Source organism: Ruegeria sp. CDSC079 (genome assembly GCF_059610505.1).
Map to the genome: position 1 here is coordinate 313982 of NZ_JBXWNT010000002.1, position 19026 is coordinate 333007.

A 19026-nucleotide genomic window follows, 5' to 3' on the forward strand; every position below is an offset into this window, starting at 1 on the left:
CAGGACAAGAGATGAGCTCTGAAATCACACTTCAGGATAGTTTTGCTGCGCGCGCGCGGATCGCACAGTCGATCCGGGTCACACCGACGGTGTCCTCAGACGCGCTGAGCAAGGCCACGGGCGGTGATATTCGCCTCAAGCTGGAGCAAGGCCAGATTACCGGCAGTTTCAAGCTGCGCGGGGCATCCAATGCTGTGTTGTCACTTAGCGATGCGCAGCGCGCCAAAGGTGTGGTGGGAGTATCGACGGGCAATCACGGGCGCGGTTTGGCCTATGCGGCAAAGCAGGCCGGAGTGCGGTGCATCATCTGCATGTCCGAGCTGGTTCCACAAAACAAAGTGGATGGGATCAAGGCGCAGGGCGCAGAGGTGCGCATTGTCGGGCGTTCTCAGGATGACGCACAGGTAGAAGTTGACAGGCTGGTCGCCGATGGGATGGTCATGCTTCCCCCGTTTGATCATCGCGATATCATTGCCGGGCAAAGCACCGTTGCACTGGAAATGCTGGAACAATCCCCGGATCTTGAAACGGTTCTGGTGCCGCTGTCGGGCGGCGGGCTGATTTCCGGCGTCGGGATGGTGATGAAGGCGGTTAATCCGCAGGTCCGCGTTATCGGAATTTCGATGGAGCGCGGGGCGGCTATGTATGGAAGCCAGAAGGCGGGGAAACCGGTTCTGGTCGAAGAACTGTCGACACTGGCCGACTCGCTGGGCGGTGGGGTTGGATTGGACAACCAGCACACTTTTGCCATGACTCGTGCCTTTGTTGATGATCTGATTCTTGTGACCGAGACCGAGATTGCTGCTGCCATCCGTCACGCCTATTGGCAGGAACGTCAGATCATTGAAGGGTCCGGCAGTGTCGGCATTGCCGCGCTTCTGGCGGGAAAAATCAAAGACCCAGGTCGGTGCGTCGCGCTGATATCGGGGCAAAACATCGACATGCAGCTGCATCACCGGATCATTTCCGGCGAAGATGTAGATGTGACGGCGGAGGGCTAGAATGGCGCAGATTAAAATTCTGACAGAAGCCGAATTGCGCGATCTGGTGCCGCTCGATATCGATGCAGTGGACTGCATCGAACAGGGTTTTTCGACACTGGCCGGGGGCAAAGTGGTCATGCCGCCAATCATGACACTGATGGTTCCAGATCATAATGGCGAGGTATGTGTAAAGTCTGCTTATGTCCCCGGCATAGACAGCTTTGCCATGAAGATGAGTCCCGGCTTTTTCGATAATCCCAAGCTGGGCCTGCCCAGCACATCAGGCTTGATGGTGCTATTCTCAAGCACCACTGGCGTTCTGGAAGCTTTGCTTCTGGATAATGGTTATCTCACGGATGTGCGCACCGCCGCTGCGGGAGCGGTATCTGCGCGCCACCTTGCGCGCGAGGACGCGACACGCGCGTGTATCATCGGTGCTGGTGTGCAGGCGAAGCTACAACTCAAGGCGCTGACCCTTGTGCGCGGCATCGAAAGCGCTGTGATCTGGGCGCGGGATGCGGCCAAGGCCGAAACCTTGGCTTCCAGCCTTCGCGAAGAACTTGGGGTCGACGTCACGGCCAGCACTGATAGGGCGGGTGCCGTGTCCTCGGCAGATATCATCGTCACGACAACCCCTTCGGCGACCCCGCTGATCAAAGCGGACTGGCTGCAACCGGGGCAGCTTGTCATTGCGATGGGTTCGGATCAGGAACACAAGGTCGAGCTTGACCCGGGTTGTCTTGCCAAGGCAACGCTCTATGTGCCCGACAGCCAAGCCCAATGCGCCCTCAAAGGCGAGCTGCGCAGCGCCATTGCGGTAGGCATTTTCCCGGCTGATGGCAGGTTTGCTGAACTGGGTGATATCACCTCCGACAAGGCGCCGGGGCGACAATCCGACAGTGACATCATTATTGCTGACCTGACAGGTACGGGTGTCCAGGACACCGCCATTGCCACGCTTGCTCGCCAGCGCGCGGAAAACTCAGGCAAAGGCAACACGTTTTCAAGCTAACAACGGATTAATTCTATGCCAGAACCAAAACTCCACTTCTCACGCGATGAGTTCAGCCAGCGCATTGCAAAAACCCGCGCCGCCATGGCCGAACGTGGGCTTGACCTTCTGATCGTGACGGACCCTTCGAACATGAACTGGTTGACCGGCTATGACGGTTGGTCTTTTTACGTGCATCAATGCGTAGTGCTGAGTCTCACTGGCGAGCCGGTCTGGTACGGCCGTGGACAAGATGCCAATGGCGCGCTTCGCACCTGCTTTATGGATCCCGCCAATATCATCGGTTACCCGGACCATTATGTACAATCCACCGAACGTCACCCGATGGACTACCTGTCGGCACAGCTGGCCGATCGTAAGCTGGATAAGGGCCATATCGGCGTTGAGATGGACAACTACTGGTTCACAGCTGCGGCCTTTGCCGCGCTACAGCACCACATGCCAAATGCCAAATTTTCCGATGCGACTGCGTTGGTCAACTGGCAGCGTGCGGTAAAATCTGAAACCGAGCTGGAATATATGCGCCAAGCGGGCCGCATAGTGGGCCGAATGCATGAACGTATCTTTGAAAAGGTCGAGCCGGGCATCCGCAAATGCGATCTGGTGGCCGAAATCTATGATGCGGCCTTACGCTATGACGCACAGATCGGTGCGGGCGGAGACTATCCCGCGCTGGTGCCACTTTTGCCCTCAGGCGCGGATGCCTCAGCCCCGCATTTGACATGGGACGATCAGCCAATGAAATCCGGCGAAGGCACGTTTTTCGAGATCGCAGGTGTCGTCAAACGCTACCACTGCCCGCTGTCGCGCACGGTCTTCCTTGGAAAGCCCACGCAAACATTCCTCGACGCTGAAAAGGCTGTGCTTGAGGGCATGGAGGCCGGGCTGGAGGCTGCAAAAGAGGGCAACCTCTGTGAAGATGTCGCCATTGCCTTCTTCAGCGTGCTAAAGAAATACGGGATCACCAAAGATAACCGCACCGGTTACCCGATCGGTGTCAGCTACCCGCCCGACTGGGGTGAACGGACCTTCTCGCTTCGTCCCGGCGACAAGACGGTTCTGCAGGAGAACATGACCCTGCATTTCATGACCGGCCTCTGGATGGAGGATTGGGGTTTTGAGATTACTGAAAGCATCCGCATCACCAGAACCGGCCATGAGTGCCTGGCCAACGTGCCCCGCAAAATGGTTGTGAAGGACTGAGTAATGACACCCAACCCAATTTCCCCGACGATCCCGCTGGATAGCGATGGTATCCACCACGGTTTCCTACGGCTGCCTTACAGCCGGGATGACAGTGCATGGGGGTCAATTATGATCCCGCTAACGGTTATCAAAAACGGAGATGGGCCTACGGCTTTGCTGACCGGCGCCAACCATGGCGATGAATATGAAGGGCCCGTGGCGTTGCAAGAACTGACGGTTACGCTAAAGCCCGAGGACATCACCGGACGCGTGATCATCGTGCCTGCCTTCAATTATCCCGCTTTTCGCGCCGGGTTACGCACCTCGCCCATCGACAAAGGCAATATGAACCGTGCCTTTCCGGGCCGGCCAGATGGCACCCCAACCGAAAAGATTGCCGACTATTTCCAGCGCGTACTTTTGCCAATGGCCGATATTGCGGTGGATTTTCACTCGGGCGGAAAAACGCTGGATTTCGTGCCCTTCGCGGCGGCCCATATCCTTGAAGATAAAGCCAATGAAGCGGCCTGTTTCGCCGCGATGGCCGCCTTTAACGCCCCCTATTCGGTGCAGCTACTGGAGATCGACAATGTCGGAATGTACGACACCGCGGTCGAAGATATGGGTAAGGTTCTGGTTTCAACAGAATTGGGCGGTGGTGGCTCTGCCACAGCCAAGTCGATTGCCGTTGCAAAAAAGGGCCTGCGCAATGTGCTGATCCACGCAGGAATTCTGAAGGGCGAGATGCAGATTGATCCAACCGTGCGCCTGGATATGCCCGATGGTAACTGCTTCGTGTTCTCGGAAAACGATGGCCTCTACGAGCCGATGGTTGATCTTGGCGAACAGGTCAGCCAAGGCGATGTTGTGGCCCGCATTTGGCCGGTTGACCGCACCGGGATTGCCCCGATTGAATACCGAGCCAAAGTTACGGGCCTTTTGATCAGTCGCCACTTTCCCGGTCTCATCAAAGCGGGCGATTGCGCGGCGGTGATCGGGTTGAAAGTTGGATAACTTTATTCCCCGGAGGTGAGACCATGCGGCTCGACGCCCGCGATCTGGATATTCTACGGGTGCTTTCAACCGACGGGCGCATCACAAAAACGGCTTTGGCCGACCGCGTTGGCCTGTCGCCCACCCCCTGCTGGGAGCGGCTGAAAAAGTTGGAAAAAGCCGGGTTGATCAAGCGATATAGAGCCGAGATCAACCTGCGCAAACTTGGGCCACATGTAACTGTTTTTGTTGCGGCCGAACTGTCCGATCATACCGCTGCCAGCTTTCAGGCTTTTGAGGCCGCAATGCAACGCTATGAAGAAGTGTTGGCCTGCTGGGCGCTTGGCGGAGGATTTGATTACATCCTGCAAATCGTGACGCGCGATATCGATGCCTATCAACGCCTGATTGATGAAATGCTCAATGCTGACATAGGTCTGGAAAAATATTTTACCTATATTGTCACCAAACCAGTGAAGGGGCAGGGCGTTCCGCCGATTTCCCTCATTGCTGGATGGCAGGAGTAACCCTCTGCCTGAGAGATGGTTGACAGTAGAATACTCTGCTTTGGCCCTGAAATTTGGTCTCATCCTTTGCCTGTAATGCCCGACATTGTCGGGCATCGAGGGAGAGGTATCCATGAAAGACACTGCACTTTCTGCGCGCGATGATATTGCTGACAAATCTTTGGCGCGTAGTTTTTCCTATGTGAATGGTAAATGGTGTGCAGCTTCGTCGGGTTACACCATCCGCGTCACCGATCCGGCAACTGGCGATGTTATCGGTGAGGCCGCCAGCCTTTCGGCAGAGGAATCCTCTGCCGCCGTGGATGCGGCACAGGCCGCCTTTCCGACCTGGTCGGGCCTCTTGCCACAAGACCGATCCGCCATTCTGCGCCGTTGGTTCGACCTAATGCTGCACCACAAAGAAGATCTGGCACGGATCATGGTACTGGAACAGGGCAAGCCCCTGTCCGAGGCGCGCGGTGAAATTGATTATGCTGCGTCTTTTGTAGAATTCTACGCCGAAGAGGCCAAGCGACCCAATATTGAAGGCGTCACCAGCCATCTGCCCGATGCCGAGGTCGAGGTTTGGCTAGAGCCGGTCGGGGTGGTGGCAATGATCACACCGTGGAATTTCCCTGCTGCCATGCTGACCCGCAAAGCAGCAGCAGCCATGGCCGTGGGGTGTACGGTTGTGGCTCACCCCTCAGGTGAAACCCCGTTTTCGGCCCTCGCGTTGGCTGAACTGGCGGAAAAGGCGGGTATTCCGGCGGGCGTGTTCAACGTGGTCACCGGCCAGGCCTCGACCGTGGTCGAACCTTGGACGAAAGACACCCGTGTTCGGGCACTCTCGTTCACAGGCTCCACCGAAATCGGACGGTTACTTTACCGTCAGTCCGCCGACACAGTGAAAAAACTTGTAATGGAACTAGGCGGGCATGCACCGGTGATTGTGTTCAAAGGGGCCGATCTTGAAATTGCGGTTTCTGAAACGATCAAGGCCAAATTCGCCACATCCGGGCAGGACTGTCTTGGCGCCAATCGGATATTTGTGGAGCGCTCAATTTACGACGCATTCTGCTCGCAGTTCACCGAAGCGACCCGCAGGTTGTCCCTTGGTATCGGTATGGACGACCCCGACATCGGCCCTCTGATGAATGAAAAGGCGGTTCAAAAGCAGGAAGAACATGTCGCCGATGCGCTGGCCAAGGGGGCCAAACTGGCGTGCGGAGGTGCAAGGGATCCTCTCGGCCCGCTGTTTTATCAGCCCACGGTTCTGACCGACGTGACTGCCGATGCCGTGGTTATGTCAGAGGAAACATTTGGCCCTGTGGCGGCCATTGCGCCCTTTGATACCGAAGAAGAGGTGATCGCCCGGGCCAATGACACCGAATACGGTTTGGTTGCGTATCTGCACAGCCATGACCCACGCCGTATTTACCGCGTATCTCGTGCATTGCAATTTGGCATGGTGGCGGTGAATCGCACCAAGGTCACCGGCGCGCCGATCCCCTTTGGCGGCACCAAACAATCCGGTCTGGGCCGTGAAGGGGCAAGACGGGGAATGGAAGAGTTTACCGAAATCAAATATGTCTGCCGCGACTGGGCATGAGGAGTGAAAAGATGCTGAAGAACGATCAACTTGACCAATGGGACCGCGAGAACTTTTTCCATCCCTCCACTCATCTGGCCCAGCACGCGCGGGGCGAAACAGCGACCCGAGTGATCAAAACCGCAAGCGGGGTCCATATCGAAGACCGTGATGGTACCAAATTGCTGGACGCCTTTGCAGGACTTTATTGCGTGAATGTGGGCTATGGCCGTCAGGAAATTGCCGAAGCGATTGCGGATCAAGCCCGCGAGTTGGCCTATTATCATTCCTACGTGGGCCACGGCACAGAAGCCTCCATCACCCTGTCCAAGATGATCCTTGATCGCGCGCCTTCGAACATGTCCAAGGTCTATTTCGGCCTGGGCGGTTCAGATGCAAATGAGACCAACGTCAAATTAATATGGTATTACAACAATATCCTGGGCCGCCCCGAAAAGAAAAAGATCATCTCGCGCTGGCGAGGGTATCATGGCTCGGGCCTTGTCACCGGGTCGCTGACTGGGCTGGAACTATTCCACAAAAAGTTCGATCTGCCGCTCACGCAGGTGGTTCATACCGAAGCGCCCTATTATTTCCGCCGCGATAATCTGGACCAAAGCGAAGCCGAATTCGTCGCGCATTGCGTGACTGAACTGGAGGCGCTGATTGAACGTGAAGGCGCTGATACAATCGCCGCGTTTATTGGCGAGCCGGTGTTGGGAACCGGCGGTATCGTGCCCCCGCCGGAAGGCTACTGGGCCGCCATCCAGACCGTATTGCGCAAGCATGACATCCTGTTGGTTGCCGATGAGGTTGTGACCGGGTTTGGCCGCCTGGGCAGCATGTTCGGCTCTGAGCATTACGGCTTGGAATCCGATATCATCACCATCGCCAAAGGCCTCACCTCGGCCTACGCGCCGCTGTCAGGTTCGATTGTTTCGGAAAAAGTGTGGAAGGTGCTGGAACAGGGCACAGATGAAAACGGCGCCATCGGCCACGGCTGGACCTATTCGGCACACCCGATCGGGGCCGCGGCCGGTGTGGCAAACCTCAAATTGATTGATGATCTGAACCTGATCGAAAACGCAGGCAACGTCGGCGCTTATCTGAAACAGTCGATGAAGGATGCACTGTCAGCACACGCCAATGTCGGCGATGTGCGCGGCGAAGGAATGTTGTGCGCGGTCGAGTTCGTGAAGGATAAAGATAGCCGCACCTTCTTTGACTCCGCGGACAAGATTGGCCCGCAAGTCTCAGCCGCTCTTTTGGCACAGGATAAGGTCATCGCACGCGCTATGCCGCAAGGCGACATCTTGGGCTTCGCGCCACCGTTTTGCCTGAGTCGTGAAGAAGCTGATACCGTCGTCGCGGCAACTCTGCGCGCGGTTACAGCAGTATTGGGCTAGGGGATGTCTGTCTCGCCCATCCTTGGCTGAGTTGACAGCGGTAAACATTACCGCATCAAACTCTGGGGTGGGCGCAGCACTCGATTGAGACCGCTTTGATTTGGCAATATTGCCTGGATCAGGCCGCAATTCCAAGATTCTTTACTATACGGCCCAATCCGGTCAAAGCGGCCAGGATTGAAACTTGAAACAAGCACACGTCACTATTGTCGCAATGTGCTACAGACCAGGTATTATCAATCATGGGTGGAGCGGCGGAAAAGTCCGCAACGTGTGGGTTGCCATTCCTGTAGCCAGACAGACGATGAAGCAGGAAGAGCTCAAGCGGAAGTTGGAAGATTTCGAAGTTCCGCAAAGGAATTTTGAAGAGATGTTCGAACCGGTCGCCAAAATTCTGTCAAAATCTTGGAAAGTATGGAAAAAAAGCGACTATAGGGGCAAGAGAGCGCTGCTTAGAATGCTATTTGTTCAGAAGGGAAGTTACTCTTCCAAATCGGATCTTCGAACCGGTGAATTATCTTTTCCATTCAGATTCTTAAGTGACGCAAATTATCTGAATGAGGTTTTGGTGGAGCCTAGGGGAGTCGAACCCCTGACCTCTTGCATGCCATGCAAGCGCTCTCCCAACTGAGCTAAGGCCCCATACAGGTACTGCAGAAGCAGTGGGCGGACGTTTATGAGACAGTGGCGCTAAGCGCAAGTCCAAAAACAGGCGTCGCCGTTAAAATTTTGAAACCAGATTGCAAATGGCGCGAGGCGGCGCGAGGCCGCCTCTGACCGTGATCAGCTATCGTCCTCTGCTGGAATGTCAGTGATGTCGTCCAGCGGAACTTCATCACTGCTGTCATCATCGTCATCCAGCAGATCATCATCCAGATCGACTTCGACTTCGTCGTCGTCATCCAGAACCAGTTCTTCCTCAGGCGCGTTTTCACGCGCCTTGGCCGATGCAGCATCTTCTGCATCTGCTGCGATCATCCGGCTTTTACCGGTTTCGAGTTCCACGATCTCGCCGGTATAAGGGCTAACGATCGGGTCTTTGTTCAGGTCATAAAACCGTTTACCGGTGGTCGGGCAAACGCGCTTTACACCCCATTCTTCCTTGGGCATGTCCAATCCCCTTGATATCAGGTGAGTCGTATCGACGATTCAGGTCAGGTGCCACAAGCAGCGGGCACTGTCAAAGCCTTTGAGCAGGAGAAACAGACCTATGGGAGATCACGCACTGCCAGGATCGCCTCCGGTGCCGCTGACATTGCGCAAATCGGCGCGGGCACGGCGGATCAGTCTGCGTATATCCCAGTTGGACGGGCGTGTTACACTGACCTATCCAAATGGCGTTGCTGAATCCGATGCGTTGAACTTTGCCCGCCAAAAAGAAAGCTGGATTCGGCAGCACCTGAGTGATCGGCCAGACCCCTCGGTGGTTCAATTTGGGCAGCATATTCCTGTTGAGGGCACCCAACGGCGCATTGTCCGGGCAACGGGCCGACGCGTTCTGTTGCAGGCGGATCAGATTTCAGTACCTGAAGGCGCTGAAGCGCGACGTTTGGCGCGCTTTTTGAAAGAACTGGCACGCGACCGGCTGACCGGCGCATGTGATGACTACGCAGCGATGTTGGGTAGGGCTTATGCCAGCATCTCTATTCGGGATACCCGATCGCGCTGGGGATCATGCAGTTCTGAGGGTGGGTTGATGTTTTCCTGGCGGCTGATTCTCGCTCCACCAGACGTCCTGCATTATGTTGCTGCACATGAGGTGGCGCATCTGGCCGAGATGAACCATTCCCCAGCCTTTTGGGCCCAGGTCGAGCGGTTATTCGGAGATTACAAAGAACAGCGGCGCTGGCTGCGCGACAACGGGGCGCAGCTGCACCAGTACAGATTTGACACGCCTGCGAGTTGACCTGTGCGGTGTTTGTGATCACATAGAGACATGTTGAACGCACGCCCCTCGGAAACGCAGACCGCAACGCATGACCGGGTGTACCGGGCCCTGCGATCCCGCATCATGCATGGTGATATCGCCCCCGGTCAGGCACTGACCTTACGGGGAATTGGCAAAGAGTTTGGTGTCTCAATGACACCGGCCCGAGAGGCGGTGCGTCGGCTTGCGGCTGAAGGGGCGTTGTTTCTGTCTTCCTCGGGCCGCGTCTCGACGCCCGAGCTGACCAATGACCGGATCGAGGAGCTTGCTGCGCTGCGGGCCTTGCTTGAGGTCGAGCTGGCCAGCCGGGCATTGCCGCGTGCGCATATTGCCCTGATTGACCGATTGCAGAGCATCAACATGACGGTGGCCGAGATGGTCACCAAACGTGATGCCGTTGGATATATTCGCACCAATCTGGAGTTTCACCGAACTCTGTATCTGCGGGCGCAGGCCCCTGCGATGCTGGCGATTGCCGAAACCGTATGGTTGCAGCTTGGGCCGACGATGCGCGCGCTTTATGGGCGGCTGCAGCGAACGGAACCACCGCATCACCACAAGCTGATAATTGCGGCGCTAAAGGCCGGGGATGAGCCGGGTTTGCGCCTTGCGGTTCGCTCGGATGTTACACAGGGCCTGCGGATGCTGGTCAGCTAAGCGGCTTGTTGCCGAAGCTGCCGAAATCGCCCGGTTCGGTATCGCTGTTCTGGCCCCGGCGATTTCTCTGCGCTAGGCTGTGAGAAATCACAATAAGAGCAGTTTTCAACCATGATTGATCGACGGTTATTTTCCCTTGGGCTGGGCTCCGGCTTGTTGGTTGCCTGTACGGATGGCGTGCCTTCTTCGGCGCCGGCCGCGCGCATGCAACCGGTTCGGAACGCGGGCTGGGACGCCTGGGTCGCGGGCTTCAAAAGCCGCGCGGCCGCACAAGGGATTTCGCAAAGCACAATTAACCGCGCCTTCCAGGGCGCCGGATATCTGCCCGGAGTGATCGAGCGGGACCGAAATCAGGTCGAGTTCAAGAGGTCGCTTGAAGACTACCTGGCGATTGCAACCTCGGATGAACGGATCGCGACCGGCAAGCAAATGCTGGTGCGTCATGCGGGAACGCTGTCTCAGATCGAGGCGCAGTACGGCGTCGACAAAGAAGTTGTCGTGGCGATTTGGGGGCTGGAAAGCCGCTATGGTGCGCGGCGCGGTGATGTGCCTGTTGTATCGGCCCTGTCGACGTTGGCCTATGACGGTCGGCGCGGGCAGTTCTTTGAAAGCCAGCTGATAGCGGCGATGAAGATCCTGCAGAACGGTGACACGACATCTGCCAACATGACAGGTAGCTGGGCCGGTGCCATGGGGCACACGCAGTTCATCCCGACCTCTTATCTGGCCTATGCTGTGGATTTCACCGGCGATGGACGGCGCGATATCTGGTCCGACGATCCAACGGATTCGCTGGCATCAACGGCGGCTTATCTGGCGCGTTCCGGTTGGGTGCGTGGACAGCCCTGGGGCGGTGAGGCCGGGACGGTCTCGGGCACGCCGGTTGCCGTGCTGCAACCTCAGGTACCAGGGCCCCGCATTGCCGTGTTCCGCAATTTTCAGGTGATCAAACGGTATAATAACTCGGACAGCTACGCGATCGGGGTAGGGCATCTATCAGACCGGATTGCCGGAGGCGCGCCGTTCCAGGCCTCTTTCGGACCGGATGCGACTGGTCTGACGCTTGAAGATCGCAAAGAGCTACAGCGCCGCCTGACATCCGCCGGGTACGACACCGAAGGCGCAGATGGTGTAGTCGGTAAAAACACGACATCCGCGATTTCTGCGTACCAGCGGGCCAATGGGCTGCCCGCGACCGGAGAGCCCTCAGTTGCGCTGCTGAGGCAGTTGGGGGGCTGAGGAGGGTTACGCAGCCAGCCCTTTTGAGCCGATGTCGAGGAATTTTTGACGACGATCTCTGATCAGGGCGGCAGAATCCTTGCCGTCCAGATCCTTGAGCATCGCCGTAATTGCATCCCGCACGGAGTCCACGGTCGCGGCGCGATCACGATGTGCGCCGCCTTTGGGTTCCGAAATGATCCGGTCGCAAACGCCCAGCTTGTGCAGGTCTTGCGCGGTCAGCCGCAACGCTTCGGCTGCTTCGCGCATTTTCTCTGAATCTTTCCAAAGGATCGAGGCGCAGCCTTCGGGTGAAATGACCGAATAGACCGAATGTTCCAGCATCGCGACACGGTTTGCCGTTGCAAAAGCCACCGCACCGCCTGATCCACCTTCGCCGATGATGACCGAGACCAACGGGACGCCGATCTTCAGGCACATTTCGGTCGAGCGGGCAATCGCCTCGGACTGGCCGCGCTCTTCGGCGCCTTTGCCGGGATAGGCGCCAGCCGTGTCGATCAAGGTGATAACCGGCAGTCCAAAGCGTCCTGCCATCTCCATCAGTCGGACAGCCTTGCGATACCCTTCGGGGCGAGCCATTCCGAAATTGCGTTCGATGCGCGATTTGGTGTCGCTGCCCTTTTCGTGGCCGATCACCATAACAGGTTGATCGTTGAACCGCGCCAGACCGCCGATCACGGCCAGGTCGTCAGCAAAATTCCGATCGCCTGCCAGAGGTGTGAATTCGGTGAACAGATCTTCCACGTAGTCTTTGCAATGGGGACGTCCAGGGTGACGAGCGACCTGACATTTTCTCCATGGCGTCAGATCGGCATAGAGTTCGTCCAACAGCTTTTCAGCCTTGGCGTCCAAAGCGGCGGCCTCTGCGGCCACATCCATCTCTTCATTGGCGCGCGCCAGTGCACGCAGTTCCTCGGCCTTTCCTTCGATCTCGGCCAAGGGTTTTTCGAATTCCAAATACTGGGTCATGACGCCTCTTAACGCGGAAGTTCTCTGCTATATGGCCTGACGTCGCGTCGGATGCAACTCAGCAAGATCTGAAGGGTTGGCAAGGATGCCGGCATTCGTCAAGCAGTTGCAGGCCTGTATACGCTCTTACCCCGACCACAGAACAGGGTAGAGCGACGCGACTAGCAGCCCCGCCATCACCCAGTTGAACAGCATCAACCGGCGCGGATTCGTGAGTACTCGCGCCATTTGCTGCCCAAGCACCGTCCACGTGCTGACCGAGGGCAAATTGATTGCGCCGAAAACAATCGCGACAATGACGATGGCGTTCAAGGTGCGGTCGGGGGTGTATACGGTTGTTGCTGTCAGGGCCATGGCCCAGGCTTTTGGATTGACCCATTGGAATGCTGCGGCCTGTAAAAACGTCATCGGTGTTCCCGCAGGCGCGCCCGCTTCGGCTGGGACCGAATGCGCGATTTTCCATGCCAGATACAGCAGGTATGCGACTGAAGCCGCTTTCAACACGGTATAGCTGATCGGATAGGCATCAAACACCTGTACCAGCCCTGTTCCGACCAGAAGGACCATGACTGTAAAGCCCAACCCGATTCCGAACATATGTGGGATTGTGCGTCGAAACCCGAAATTCGCGCCCGAGGCCATCAGCATCAGGTTATTGGGTCCCGGCGTGATCGACGAGACGAAGGCAAAGGTGACGAGGGCAAATAGCAATTCAGGGTTCATAGCGCAGATAATTGATGGAATCCGCCCAAATGAAATTGCGTTTGCGCTGGTTATTGCGGTAATTCTGCAATTAATGATCAAGTTGGATGATATAAATCGCCATATATTGCGTGAGCTGACACGTGATGGGCGGATAAGCAACCTTGAATTGGCCGATCGGGTCGGGCTGTCAGCCTCGGCCTGTTTGCGCCGTGTTCAGGAATTAGAGCGCGCGGGCGTGATCTCGGGCTATCGTGCTGTATTGAACCCACCTGCGCTGGGCATCGGCTTTGTCGCCTATATTGGCGTGGGGCTGGGCGAACATACAAAGGCCGCTCAGGAAGGGTTCGAGCGTGCATTGCAGCGCGCGCCTGAGGTGGTGGAGTGCCATAACATCACCGGCACGATCGAATACCTGTTGCGCGTGGAATGTGCCGATCTGTCGTCTTACAAAACTTTTCACACCGAAGTTCTGGGGACTTTGCCCCATGTCACGTCGATCACGTCCTATGTCGTCATGGGCTCGCCCAAGGATATGCGGGCCTGACATTGGAAAGATGATTCTGTACCGGCTTGCCGGAGTTGGATTCACGTTTTACTGTCTTGCCAAAGATTTGACCAAAAATGGGGACAACCCCAACCGGTCGTATTCAGGGAGAAGACGATGAAACTTGTTCGGACCGGAGCACTGGTCGCAACTTTGGTGATGATTGCGGGAGCATCTTTGGCAGCTCCGTTAAAGCTGCAACCTGCCAACCCACAGCCCAGCCCCAAGGCGGGATTGAATGTGAACTACTTTGGCACTGGCAATCAACACAAGAAGATCCGAGATCTGAGCCATGCAAAAAGCATGCTGTCTAAAGCGCAGCCCGGACAACCGTTGCGGGGCTTGGATTACAGGGACACCAGTAAGGGTCAGGACGTCATGACGTTTGACGGCGCTTACAATGTCGCCGCCGAAATTACGGGGTACATGCGGTTCGACTCTGCTGGAATCTACGAGTTGGAAACGTGGTCAAATGACGGGATAGAGGCATTCGTCGGAGGCCAGAACATTGGACAAGTCTCGGGCATTCAGGGCTGCGAGGCCAATCAGCGGACCGAAGTCGATGTGCCCAAAGCCGGGTGGTACGCGCTCAAGATCATCTATTTCCAGAAGCTCGGGACATCCTGTCTGATGATGAAATCTGGGAAAAAGGGCGAAAGGTTCACCTGGACACCCAATGATGTCTTCGGACGGTAAGAGAAAGGCGCCCGGTGGGGCGCCTTTTTACGTTTAGCTGTTGGCCGCGATCAATTCGGCCTGGGCCACGATCACCTCGGCCTGTTTGATCGAGGCGATATCGACCAGACGCCCTTTGTAGACCGTCGCACCTTCGCCAATGGCCTTGGCTTGCTCCATGGCGGCCAAGATTTCGCGGGCCTCTGACACCGCCTCGTCCGAGGGGGTGAAGACCTGGTTGGCCAGCGCGATCTGTTTGGGGTGGATTGCCCATTTGCCGACCATGCCCAAAGTGGCAGAACGTTTGGCCTGCGCGATATAGCCTTCGTCATCGCTGAAATCGCCGAACGGTCCATCCACCGGCAGCACGCCATGGGTGCGGCAGGCGGCAACGATGGCGGCCTGCGCCCAGTGCCACGGGTCGGACCAGTGTTTTTCACCTTCGCGCAGCATGTAATAATTTTCCTGCGTGCCGCCGATGCCAGTTGTCTGCATGCCCATCGAGGCCGCAAAGTCGGCTGCCCCAAGGCTCATGGCTTGCATCCGGGGGGACGAGGCAGCGATTTCTTCGACATGGGCGAGGCCAGCTGCGGATTCGATGATGACCTCAAAGCTGATCGGTTTAGTACGGCCTTTTGCGCGTTCGATGGCGGTGACCAACGCGTCCACCGCATAGACATCCGCCGCACAACCGACCTTGGGGATCATGATCTGGTCCAGTCGATCTCCGGCCTGCTCCATCACATCCACGACATCGCGGTACCAGTAAGGCGTATCCAGCCCGTTGATTCGTACGGACATGTATTTAGTGCTCCAATCGAGGGTGTTCAGCGCCTCGATGACATTGGCACGCGCTGTGTCCTTGTCAGATGGTGCAACCGAATCCTCAAGATCAAGATTGATCACATCCGCCGCAGAGGCCGCCATCTTGGGGAAGAGCTTGGTGTTCGACCCGGGGCCGAACAACTGACAACGGTTAGGGCGCGCGGGGGCGGCGGGTTGAATGCGAAAGCTCATCTGGACCTCGTGCAGGAAAGGAAATTGCGATTTTGTTGTCTTATGAGGTATTAAATTGCGCAGGTCTCCGCAAGCACGTTTGTGCATCTGCGGCAATGCAGTCGCAGCATTCGCCGCAATGCGCCATGTCTCTGGTGATTAAAGTTTAATCGCTTTAAAAACTTGAAAGAATTTTGCGCAAGCTACGATATTTGCGCGAAATTTTCCTGCGGGACCCAGCGATGCTGGGCGAAATCGAGAAACACTCGCCTTGCCCGTCCCATAGCCTGCGCCAGAATCAAAGGAGTGCACCGCAATGATCGAGACACCGTATCTGTTGTTTTTGGGCGATGCGCCCGACCAGCTGGCGGCCAAGGTTGCCGTTGGAATCAAGGACTGGCGTCCGGAAAACGCCGTGGGTCAATACCGGATGGAGGGCTGTAAAGCCGATCTGGGCCTGACCGACATGTCCTTGGCTAAGGCCAAAGAGGCCGGGGCCAAGACTTTGGTCATCGGCGTGGCCAATCGTGGTGGTGTGATCAGTCAGGAATGGAAAAAGGTGCTGGTCATGGCGTTGGAGGAAGGTTTCGACCTGGCCTCGGGCCTGCACAACCTTTTGTGTGATGAACCCGATCTAGTCGCAGTCGCCGAAGCAACAGGCCGCAAGCTGCATGATGTGCGGGTTCCGTCGGTCGACTATCCAATCGCCAACGGAATCAAACGTAAAGGTAAGCGCTGTCTTGCCGTGGGCACCGATTGTTCGGTTGGCAAGATGTACACCGCGATGGCCATGGACGCCGAGATGCGCAAGCGTGGCATGAAGTCGACCTTTCGAGCTACTGGCCAGACTGGCATTCTGATCACCGGTGACGGTGTACCGCTGGACGCGGTGATCGCAGATTTCATGGCGGGATCGGTCGAATGGCTGACACCCGACAATGATGACGACCACTGGGATTTGATCGAAGGGCAAGGGTCACTGTTTCATGTGTCATATTCCGGTGTGACAATGGCGTTGATCCATGGCGGTCAACCGGACGCGTTGATCCTGTCCCATGAACCCACCCGCGAGCATATGCGCGGTCTGCCGACCTATAGTTTGCCATCTTTGCAGGCTCTGCGGGACACGGCGCTGGCGCTGGCCAAGGTTGCCAATCCTGAGTGTCAGGTCATCGGTGTTTCGGTCAACACGCAGCATATGAGCGAAGCAGACGCATCCGCCTATCTGGCACAGGTCGAAGCTGACATGGGGCTGCCCGCGACGGACCCGTTCCGTTTTGGTGCAGGCAAGCTGGTCGACGCGCTGGCAGCAGTATAAAGCGGTCTGGTCCCGCCGGCCCGGATCTAAATTGGAAAATCCGGGCGGCTCTGCCAGGAAAAGGTATGTTATGCAAATTGACGTCTCTCGCGATGTGTTCAGGCTGGCTCAGGTCTTTACGATTTCACGTGGGTCACGGACCGAGGCCAAGGTTCTGACTGTACGCATTTCTGACGGCCAGTATCAGGGCTGGGGCGAATGTGTGCCCTATGCGCGTTATGGTGAAACACTGGATTCGGTCGAGGCTGAAATTGCCGGATTGCCCGACAGTTTCGACCGAGTGCAACTGATGGACTTATTGCCTGCGGGCGCTGCACGGAATGCCGTAGATTGTGCGCTGTGGGATCTTGAGGCCAAGCGAGCCGGTAAACGTGTCTGGGATCTGGTTGGACTGCCTCAGCCTGGCCCCGAAATCACGGCCTATACATTGTCGTTGGACACCGCCGAGGTGATGCAGGCGCAGGCGGCTGCGAATGCACATCGCCCGCTTTTAAAGATCAAACTGGGCACGCCGGATGACATGCCCCGACTTGAAGCCGTTCGCGCAGGCGCACCGGATGCGACGATCATCGTGGACGCAAATGAAGGTTGGTCCGCCGCCGTTTACACCGATCTTGCGCCACATCTTGTGCGCCTGGGTGTGGCCTTGGTCGAGCAACCTCTGCCCGCCGGTGACGATGAAGCGCTGATCGGGATGGAGCGCCCGGTTCCCGTATGCGCCGACGAATCCTGCCATGATCGTGCCAGCCTGCCCAAACTGAAGGGCAAATATGATGTGATCAACATCAAGCTCGACAAGACCGGAGGTCTGACCGAAGCGCTGGAGCTGCGCAAAGCGGCGATTGCTGAAGGCTATGACATCATGGTCGGCTGTATGGTCGGCAGCTCTTTGGCGATGGCCCCTGCGACATTGCTGGCGCAGGGTGCGATGGTAACGGACCTTGACGGACCACTTCTGTTGGCCGAAGACCGCGACAACCCGCTGACTTTTGATGATGCCGGAGTGTACCCGCCATTGGCGGCGCTCTGGGGCTAAGGAGATTGACATGACCCGCACCGTTTATGTGAATGGCGACTACCTGCCCGAAACCGAAGCCACAGTGTCGATCTTTGATCGTGGCTTCCTGATGGCCGATGCCGTGTATGAGGTGACCAGCGTTCTGGACGGCAAGCTGATCGACTTCGAAGGCCACGCGGTCCGCCTCAAGCGCTCGCTGGACGAATTGCAGATGGCTGAACCCTGCTCGAAGGACGAGCTGCTGGAGATCCACCGCAAGCTGGTTGAGTTGAACGGCATTGAAGAGGGGCTGGTCTATCTTCAGGTCACGCGCGGCAGCGACGGCGACCGGGATTTTGCATTTCCTGCGGCTGATACCAAACCCACACTGGTTTTGTTCACCCAAAACAAGCCGGGTCTGGCAGACAGCCCTGCTGCCCGGAAAGGTGCCAAGGTCATCTCGATCGAGGATATCCGTTGGGGCCGGCGCGACATCAAGACGACACAGCTGCTCTATCCCTCGCTGGGCAAGATGATGGCCAAGGCCGCGGGCTGTGATGATGCCTGGATGGTCGAAGGCGGTTATGTGACCGAGGGCACCAGCAACAACGCGTATTTTGTCAAAGGCAACAAGATTGTCACCCGGCCGTTGTCGAGCGACATCCTGCACGGCATCACCCGCAAGGCCGTTCTGCGAATGGCAGCTGAAGCGCAGATGGTTGTCGAAGAACGCCTGTTCACTATCGACGAGGCCAAAGAGGCTGATGAGGCGTTCACCACCTCTGCCAGTGCTTTTGTCATGCCTGTGGTTGAAATTGACGGCACAGCGCTGGGCGACGGCACGCCGGGACCCATAGCCAAACGTCTGCGCGAGATTTATCTGGACGAAAGCCGCAAGGCAGCACTCTAAAGAAATCCCATGCTGGGCGTTTGTGTGGCATGGGGTGGTCGCAACGAATTTGACAACATTTGGTGCCGCGTGCAGGTCTTGGTCGGGATGAACGGCGCAAAGAGGGTGCGGCACCAAAATCTCTGAGCGCGATCTGAACACGATAGTTGGTGATCCTGCATCCTGACAGGCCGCTTTGAGAATAGGCATACTCAGCCTGACAAAGGGTATTGGTATGGCCGAAACCAGGCGGCATATTACGCGCTGAGTTGCGGTTTTCAGGAGCCAACTTCACACATGATGATGGCGAAGCCCCTACGTGTTGCTGGTGTAGCTAGGGGACAGAGGGCCGGAGATGCCCCGTCACACGACTAATGGGCCTCAATGGCCGCTATTGGCGCCGATGAAAATGTTGGTCTATCATGTCCTCCTGTGGT

The 19026-nt window shown here is 57.0% G+C and carries 19 protein-coding genes and 1 tRNA gene; 15 read left to right on the forward strand and 5 right to left on the reverse strand.

Going from position 1 to position 19026, the window contains the following annotated elements:
• Positions 1–11: 11 nt before the first annotated feature.
• The 7 genes from eutB to AC2FIC_RS04880 all read left to right on the forward strand — a co-directional run bounded on the left by eutB (position 12) and on the right by AC2FIC_RS04880 (position 7673).
• Positions 12–1001, forward strand: coding sequence for a hydroxyectoine utilization dehydratase EutB (gene eutB, locus AC2FIC_RS04850; protein WP_496693015.1), 990 nt, complete (start codon positions 12–14; stop codon positions 999–1001).
• A 1-nt stretch (position 1002) separates the two neighbouring features.
• Entirely contained in the window at positions 1003–1995 is a 993-nt protein-coding gene (gene eutC, locus AC2FIC_RS04855; protein ID WP_496693016.1) for an ectoine utilization protein EutC, read from the forward strand.
• Between the two features lie 15 nt (positions 1996–2010).
• The gene (doeA, locus tag AC2FIC_RS04860; RefSeq protein ID WP_496689993.1) at positions 2011–3198 is read left to right on the forward strand and encodes an ectoine hydrolase DoeA; all 1188 of its coding nucleotides are present in this window, start codon (positions 2011–2013) and stop codon (positions 3196–3198) included.
• Positions 3199–3201: 3 nt separating this feature from the next.
• Complete coding sequence (gene doeB, locus AC2FIC_RS04865; protein ID WP_496693017.1) at positions 3202–4194, forward strand: N(2)-acetyl-L-2,4-diaminobutanoate deacetylase DoeB; 993 nt, start codon at positions 3202–3204, stop codon at positions 4192–4194.
• A gap of 23 nt (positions 4195–4217) precedes the next feature.
• Positions 4218–4700: an Lrp/AsnC family transcriptional regulator gene (locus AC2FIC_RS04870; protein ID WP_142637871.1), complete on the forward strand. Its 483-nt coding sequence runs from the start codon at positions 4218–4220 to the stop codon at positions 4698–4700.
• Between the two features lie 112 nt (positions 4701–4812).
• Positions 4813–6288: an NAD-dependent succinate-semialdehyde dehydrogenase gene (locus AC2FIC_RS04875; RefSeq protein ID WP_496693018.1), complete on the forward strand. Its 1476-nt coding sequence runs from the start codon at positions 4813–4815 to the stop codon at positions 6286–6288.
• An 11-nt stretch (positions 6289–6299) separates the two neighbouring features.
• Positions 6300–7673 (forward strand): aspartate aminotransferase family protein, encoded by a 1374-nt coding sequence (locus tag AC2FIC_RS04880; RefSeq protein ID WP_496693019.1) that lies wholly within the window; start codon positions 6300–6302, stop codon positions 7671–7673.
• 566 nt (positions 7674–8239) lie between these two features.
• Here AC2FIC_RS04880 and AC2FIC_RS04885 read toward each other — a convergent pair.
• Both AC2FIC_RS04885 and AC2FIC_RS04890 read right to left on the reverse strand, forming a co-directional pair.
• A tRNA-Ala gene (locus AC2FIC_RS04885) sits at positions 8240–8315 on the reverse strand.
• A gap of 141 nt (positions 8316–8456) precedes the next feature.
• Entirely contained in the window at positions 8457–8783 is a 327-nt protein-coding gene (locus tag AC2FIC_RS04890) for a TIGR02300 family protein (RefSeq protein WP_496693020.1), read from the reverse strand.
• 100 nt (positions 8784–8883) lie between these two features.
• Between AC2FIC_RS04890 and AC2FIC_RS04895 the strand changes: the two genes are divergently transcribed.
• The 3 genes from AC2FIC_RS04895 to AC2FIC_RS04905 all read left to right on the forward strand — a co-directional run bounded on the left by AC2FIC_RS04895 (position 8884) and on the right by AC2FIC_RS04905 (position 11496).
• On the forward strand, positions 8884–9579 hold the full coding sequence (locus AC2FIC_RS04895) for a M48 family metallopeptidase (protein WP_496693021.1): 696 nt from the start codon (positions 8884–8886) through the stop codon (positions 9577–9579).
• Positions 9580–9609: 30 nt separating this feature from the next.
• On the forward strand, positions 9610–10257 hold the full coding sequence (locus AC2FIC_RS04900) for a GntR family transcriptional regulator (RefSeq protein WP_496693022.1): 648 nt from the start codon (positions 9610–9612) through the stop codon (positions 10255–10257).
• Positions 10258–10368: 111 nt separating this feature from the next.
• A complete protein-coding gene (locus AC2FIC_RS04905) occupies positions 10369–11496 on the forward strand; it encodes a lytic murein transglycosylase (RefSeq protein WP_496693023.1) in 1128 nt (375 codons plus the stop codon).
• A 6-nt stretch (positions 11497–11502) separates the two neighbouring features.
• Here AC2FIC_RS04905 and AC2FIC_RS04910 read toward each other — a convergent pair whose 3' ends face one another.
• A complete protein-coding gene (locus tag AC2FIC_RS04910; RefSeq protein ID WP_142637885.1) occupies positions 11503–12465 on the reverse strand; it encodes an acetyl-CoA carboxylase carboxyltransferase subunit alpha in 963 nt (320 codons plus the stop codon).
• Between the two features lie 126 nt (positions 12466–12591).
• Complete coding sequence (locus AC2FIC_RS04915) at positions 12592–13188, reverse strand: LysE family translocator (protein ID WP_496693024.1); 597 nt, start codon at positions 13186–13188, stop codon at positions 12592–12594.
• A gap of 73 nt (positions 13189–13261) precedes the next feature.
• Between AC2FIC_RS04915 and AC2FIC_RS04920 the strand changes: the two genes are divergently transcribed.
• Both AC2FIC_RS04920 and AC2FIC_RS04925 read left to right on the forward strand, forming a co-directional pair.
• Positions 13262–13714: an Lrp/AsnC family transcriptional regulator gene (locus AC2FIC_RS04920; RefSeq protein WP_281973130.1), complete on the forward strand. Its 453-nt coding sequence runs from the start codon at positions 13262–13264 to the stop codon at positions 13712–13714.
• A gap of 117 nt (positions 13715–13831) precedes the next feature.
• Positions 13832–14410, forward strand: coding sequence for a PA14 domain-containing protein (locus AC2FIC_RS04925; RefSeq protein ID WP_271950077.1), 579 nt, complete (start codon positions 13832–13834; stop codon positions 14408–14410).
• Between the two features lie 33 nt (positions 14411–14443).
• On the opposite strand, the gene AC2FIC_RS04930 is transcribed toward AC2FIC_RS04925, so the two are convergent.
• Entirely contained in the window at positions 14444–15406 is a 963-nt protein-coding gene (locus AC2FIC_RS04930; protein ID WP_496693025.1) for an L-malyl-CoA/beta-methylmalyl-CoA lyase, read from the reverse strand.
• A 295-nt stretch (positions 15407–15701) separates the two neighbouring features.
• Here AC2FIC_RS04930 and dgcN point away from each other — a divergent pair, with 295 nt between their 5' ends.
• The 3 genes from dgcN to AC2FIC_RS04945 all read left to right on the forward strand — a co-directional run bounded on the left by dgcN (position 15702) and on the right by AC2FIC_RS04945 (position 18610).
• Positions 15702–16703 (forward strand): N-acetyltransferase DgcN, encoded by a 1002-nt coding sequence (gene dgcN, locus AC2FIC_RS04935; protein ID WP_271950080.1) that lies wholly within the window; start codon positions 15702–15704, stop codon positions 16701–16703.
• 70 nt (positions 16704–16773) lie between these two features.
• The gene (dgcA, locus tag AC2FIC_RS04940) at positions 16774–17739 is read left to right on the forward strand and encodes an N-acetyl-D-Glu racemase DgcA (RefSeq protein ID WP_496693026.1); all 966 of its coding nucleotides are present in this window, start codon (positions 16774–16776) and stop codon (positions 17737–17739) included.
• Positions 17740–17749: 10 nt separating this feature from the next.
• Complete coding sequence (locus AC2FIC_RS04945) at positions 17750–18610, forward strand: D-amino-acid transaminase (RefSeq protein ID WP_496693027.1); 861 nt, start codon at positions 17750–17752, stop codon at positions 18608–18610.
• The last annotated feature ends 416 nt before the right edge of the window (positions 18611–19026 follow it).

Bases quoted from the DNA above. Each gene is read 5' to 3' on its own strand.
- AC2FIC_RS04915 (WP_496693024.1), bottom strand. From the start codon at position 13,188: ATGAACCCTGAATTGCTATTTGCCCTCGTCACCTTTGCCTTCGTCTCG.
- AC2FIC_RS04880 (WP_496693019.1), top strand. From the start codon at position 6,300: ATGCTGAAGAACGATCAACTTGACCAATGGGACCGCGAGAACTTTTTC.
- dgcA (WP_496693026.1), top strand. From the start codon at position 16,774: ATGCAAATTGACGTCTCTCGCGATGTGTTCAGGCTGGCTCAGGTCTTT.
- AC2FIC_RS04890 (WP_496693020.1), bottom strand. From the start codon at position 8,783: ATGCCCAAGGAAGAATGGGGTGTAAAGCGCGTTTGCCCGACCACCGGT.
- AC2FIC_RS04945 (WP_496693027.1), top strand. From the start codon at position 17,750: ATGACCCGCACCGTTTATGTGAATGGCGACTACCTGCCCGAAACCGAA.
- AC2FIC_RS04930 (WP_496693025.1), bottom strand. From the start codon at position 15,406: ATGAGCTTTCGCATTCAACCCGCCGCCCCCGCGCGCCCTAACCGTTGT.
- eutC (WP_496693016.1), top strand. From the start codon at position 1,003: ATGGCGCAGATTAAAATTCTGACAGAAGCCGAATTGCGCGATCTGGTG.
- doeA (WP_496689993.1), top strand. From the start codon at position 2,011: ATGCCAGAACCAAAACTCCACTTCTCACGCGATGAGTTCAGCCAGCGC.
- dgcN (WP_271950080.1), top strand. From the start codon at position 15,702: ATGATCGAGACACCGTATCTGTTGTTTTTGGGCGATGCGCCCGACCAG.
- AC2FIC_RS04925 (WP_271950077.1), top strand. From the start codon at position 13,832: ATGAAACTTGTTCGGACCGGAGCACTGGTCGCAACTTTGGTGATGATT.
- AC2FIC_RS04875 (WP_496693018.1), top strand. From the start codon at position 4,813: ATGAAAGACACTGCACTTTCTGCGCGCGATGATATTGCTGACAAATCT.
- AC2FIC_RS04900 (WP_496693022.1), top strand. From the start codon at position 9,610: ATGTTGAACGCACGCCCCTCGGAAACGCAGACCGCAACGCATGACCGG.
- eutB (WP_496693015.1), top strand. From the start codon at position 12: ATGAGCTCTGAAATCACACTTCAGGATAGTTTTGCTGCGCGCGCGCGG.
- doeB (WP_496693017.1), top strand. From the start codon at position 3,202: ATGACACCCAACCCAATTTCCCCGACGATCCCGCTGGATAGCGATGGT.
- AC2FIC_RS04910 (WP_142637885.1), bottom strand. From the start codon at position 12,465: ATGACCCAGTATTTGGAATTCGAAAAACCCTTGGCCGAGATCGAAGGA.
- AC2FIC_RS04905 (WP_496693023.1), top strand. From the start codon at position 10,369: ATGATTGATCGACGGTTATTTTCCCTTGGGCTGGGCTCCGGCTTGTTG.
- AC2FIC_RS04920 (WP_281973130.1), top strand. From the start codon at position 13,262: ATGATCAAGTTGGATGATATAAATCGCCATATATTGCGTGAGCTGACA.
- AC2FIC_RS04895 (WP_496693021.1), top strand. From the start codon at position 8,884: ATGGGAGATCACGCACTGCCAGGATCGCCTCCGGTGCCGCTGACATTG.
- AC2FIC_RS04870 (WP_142637871.1), top strand. From the start codon at position 4,218: ATGCGGCTCGACGCCCGCGATCTGGATATTCTACGGGTGCTTTCAACC.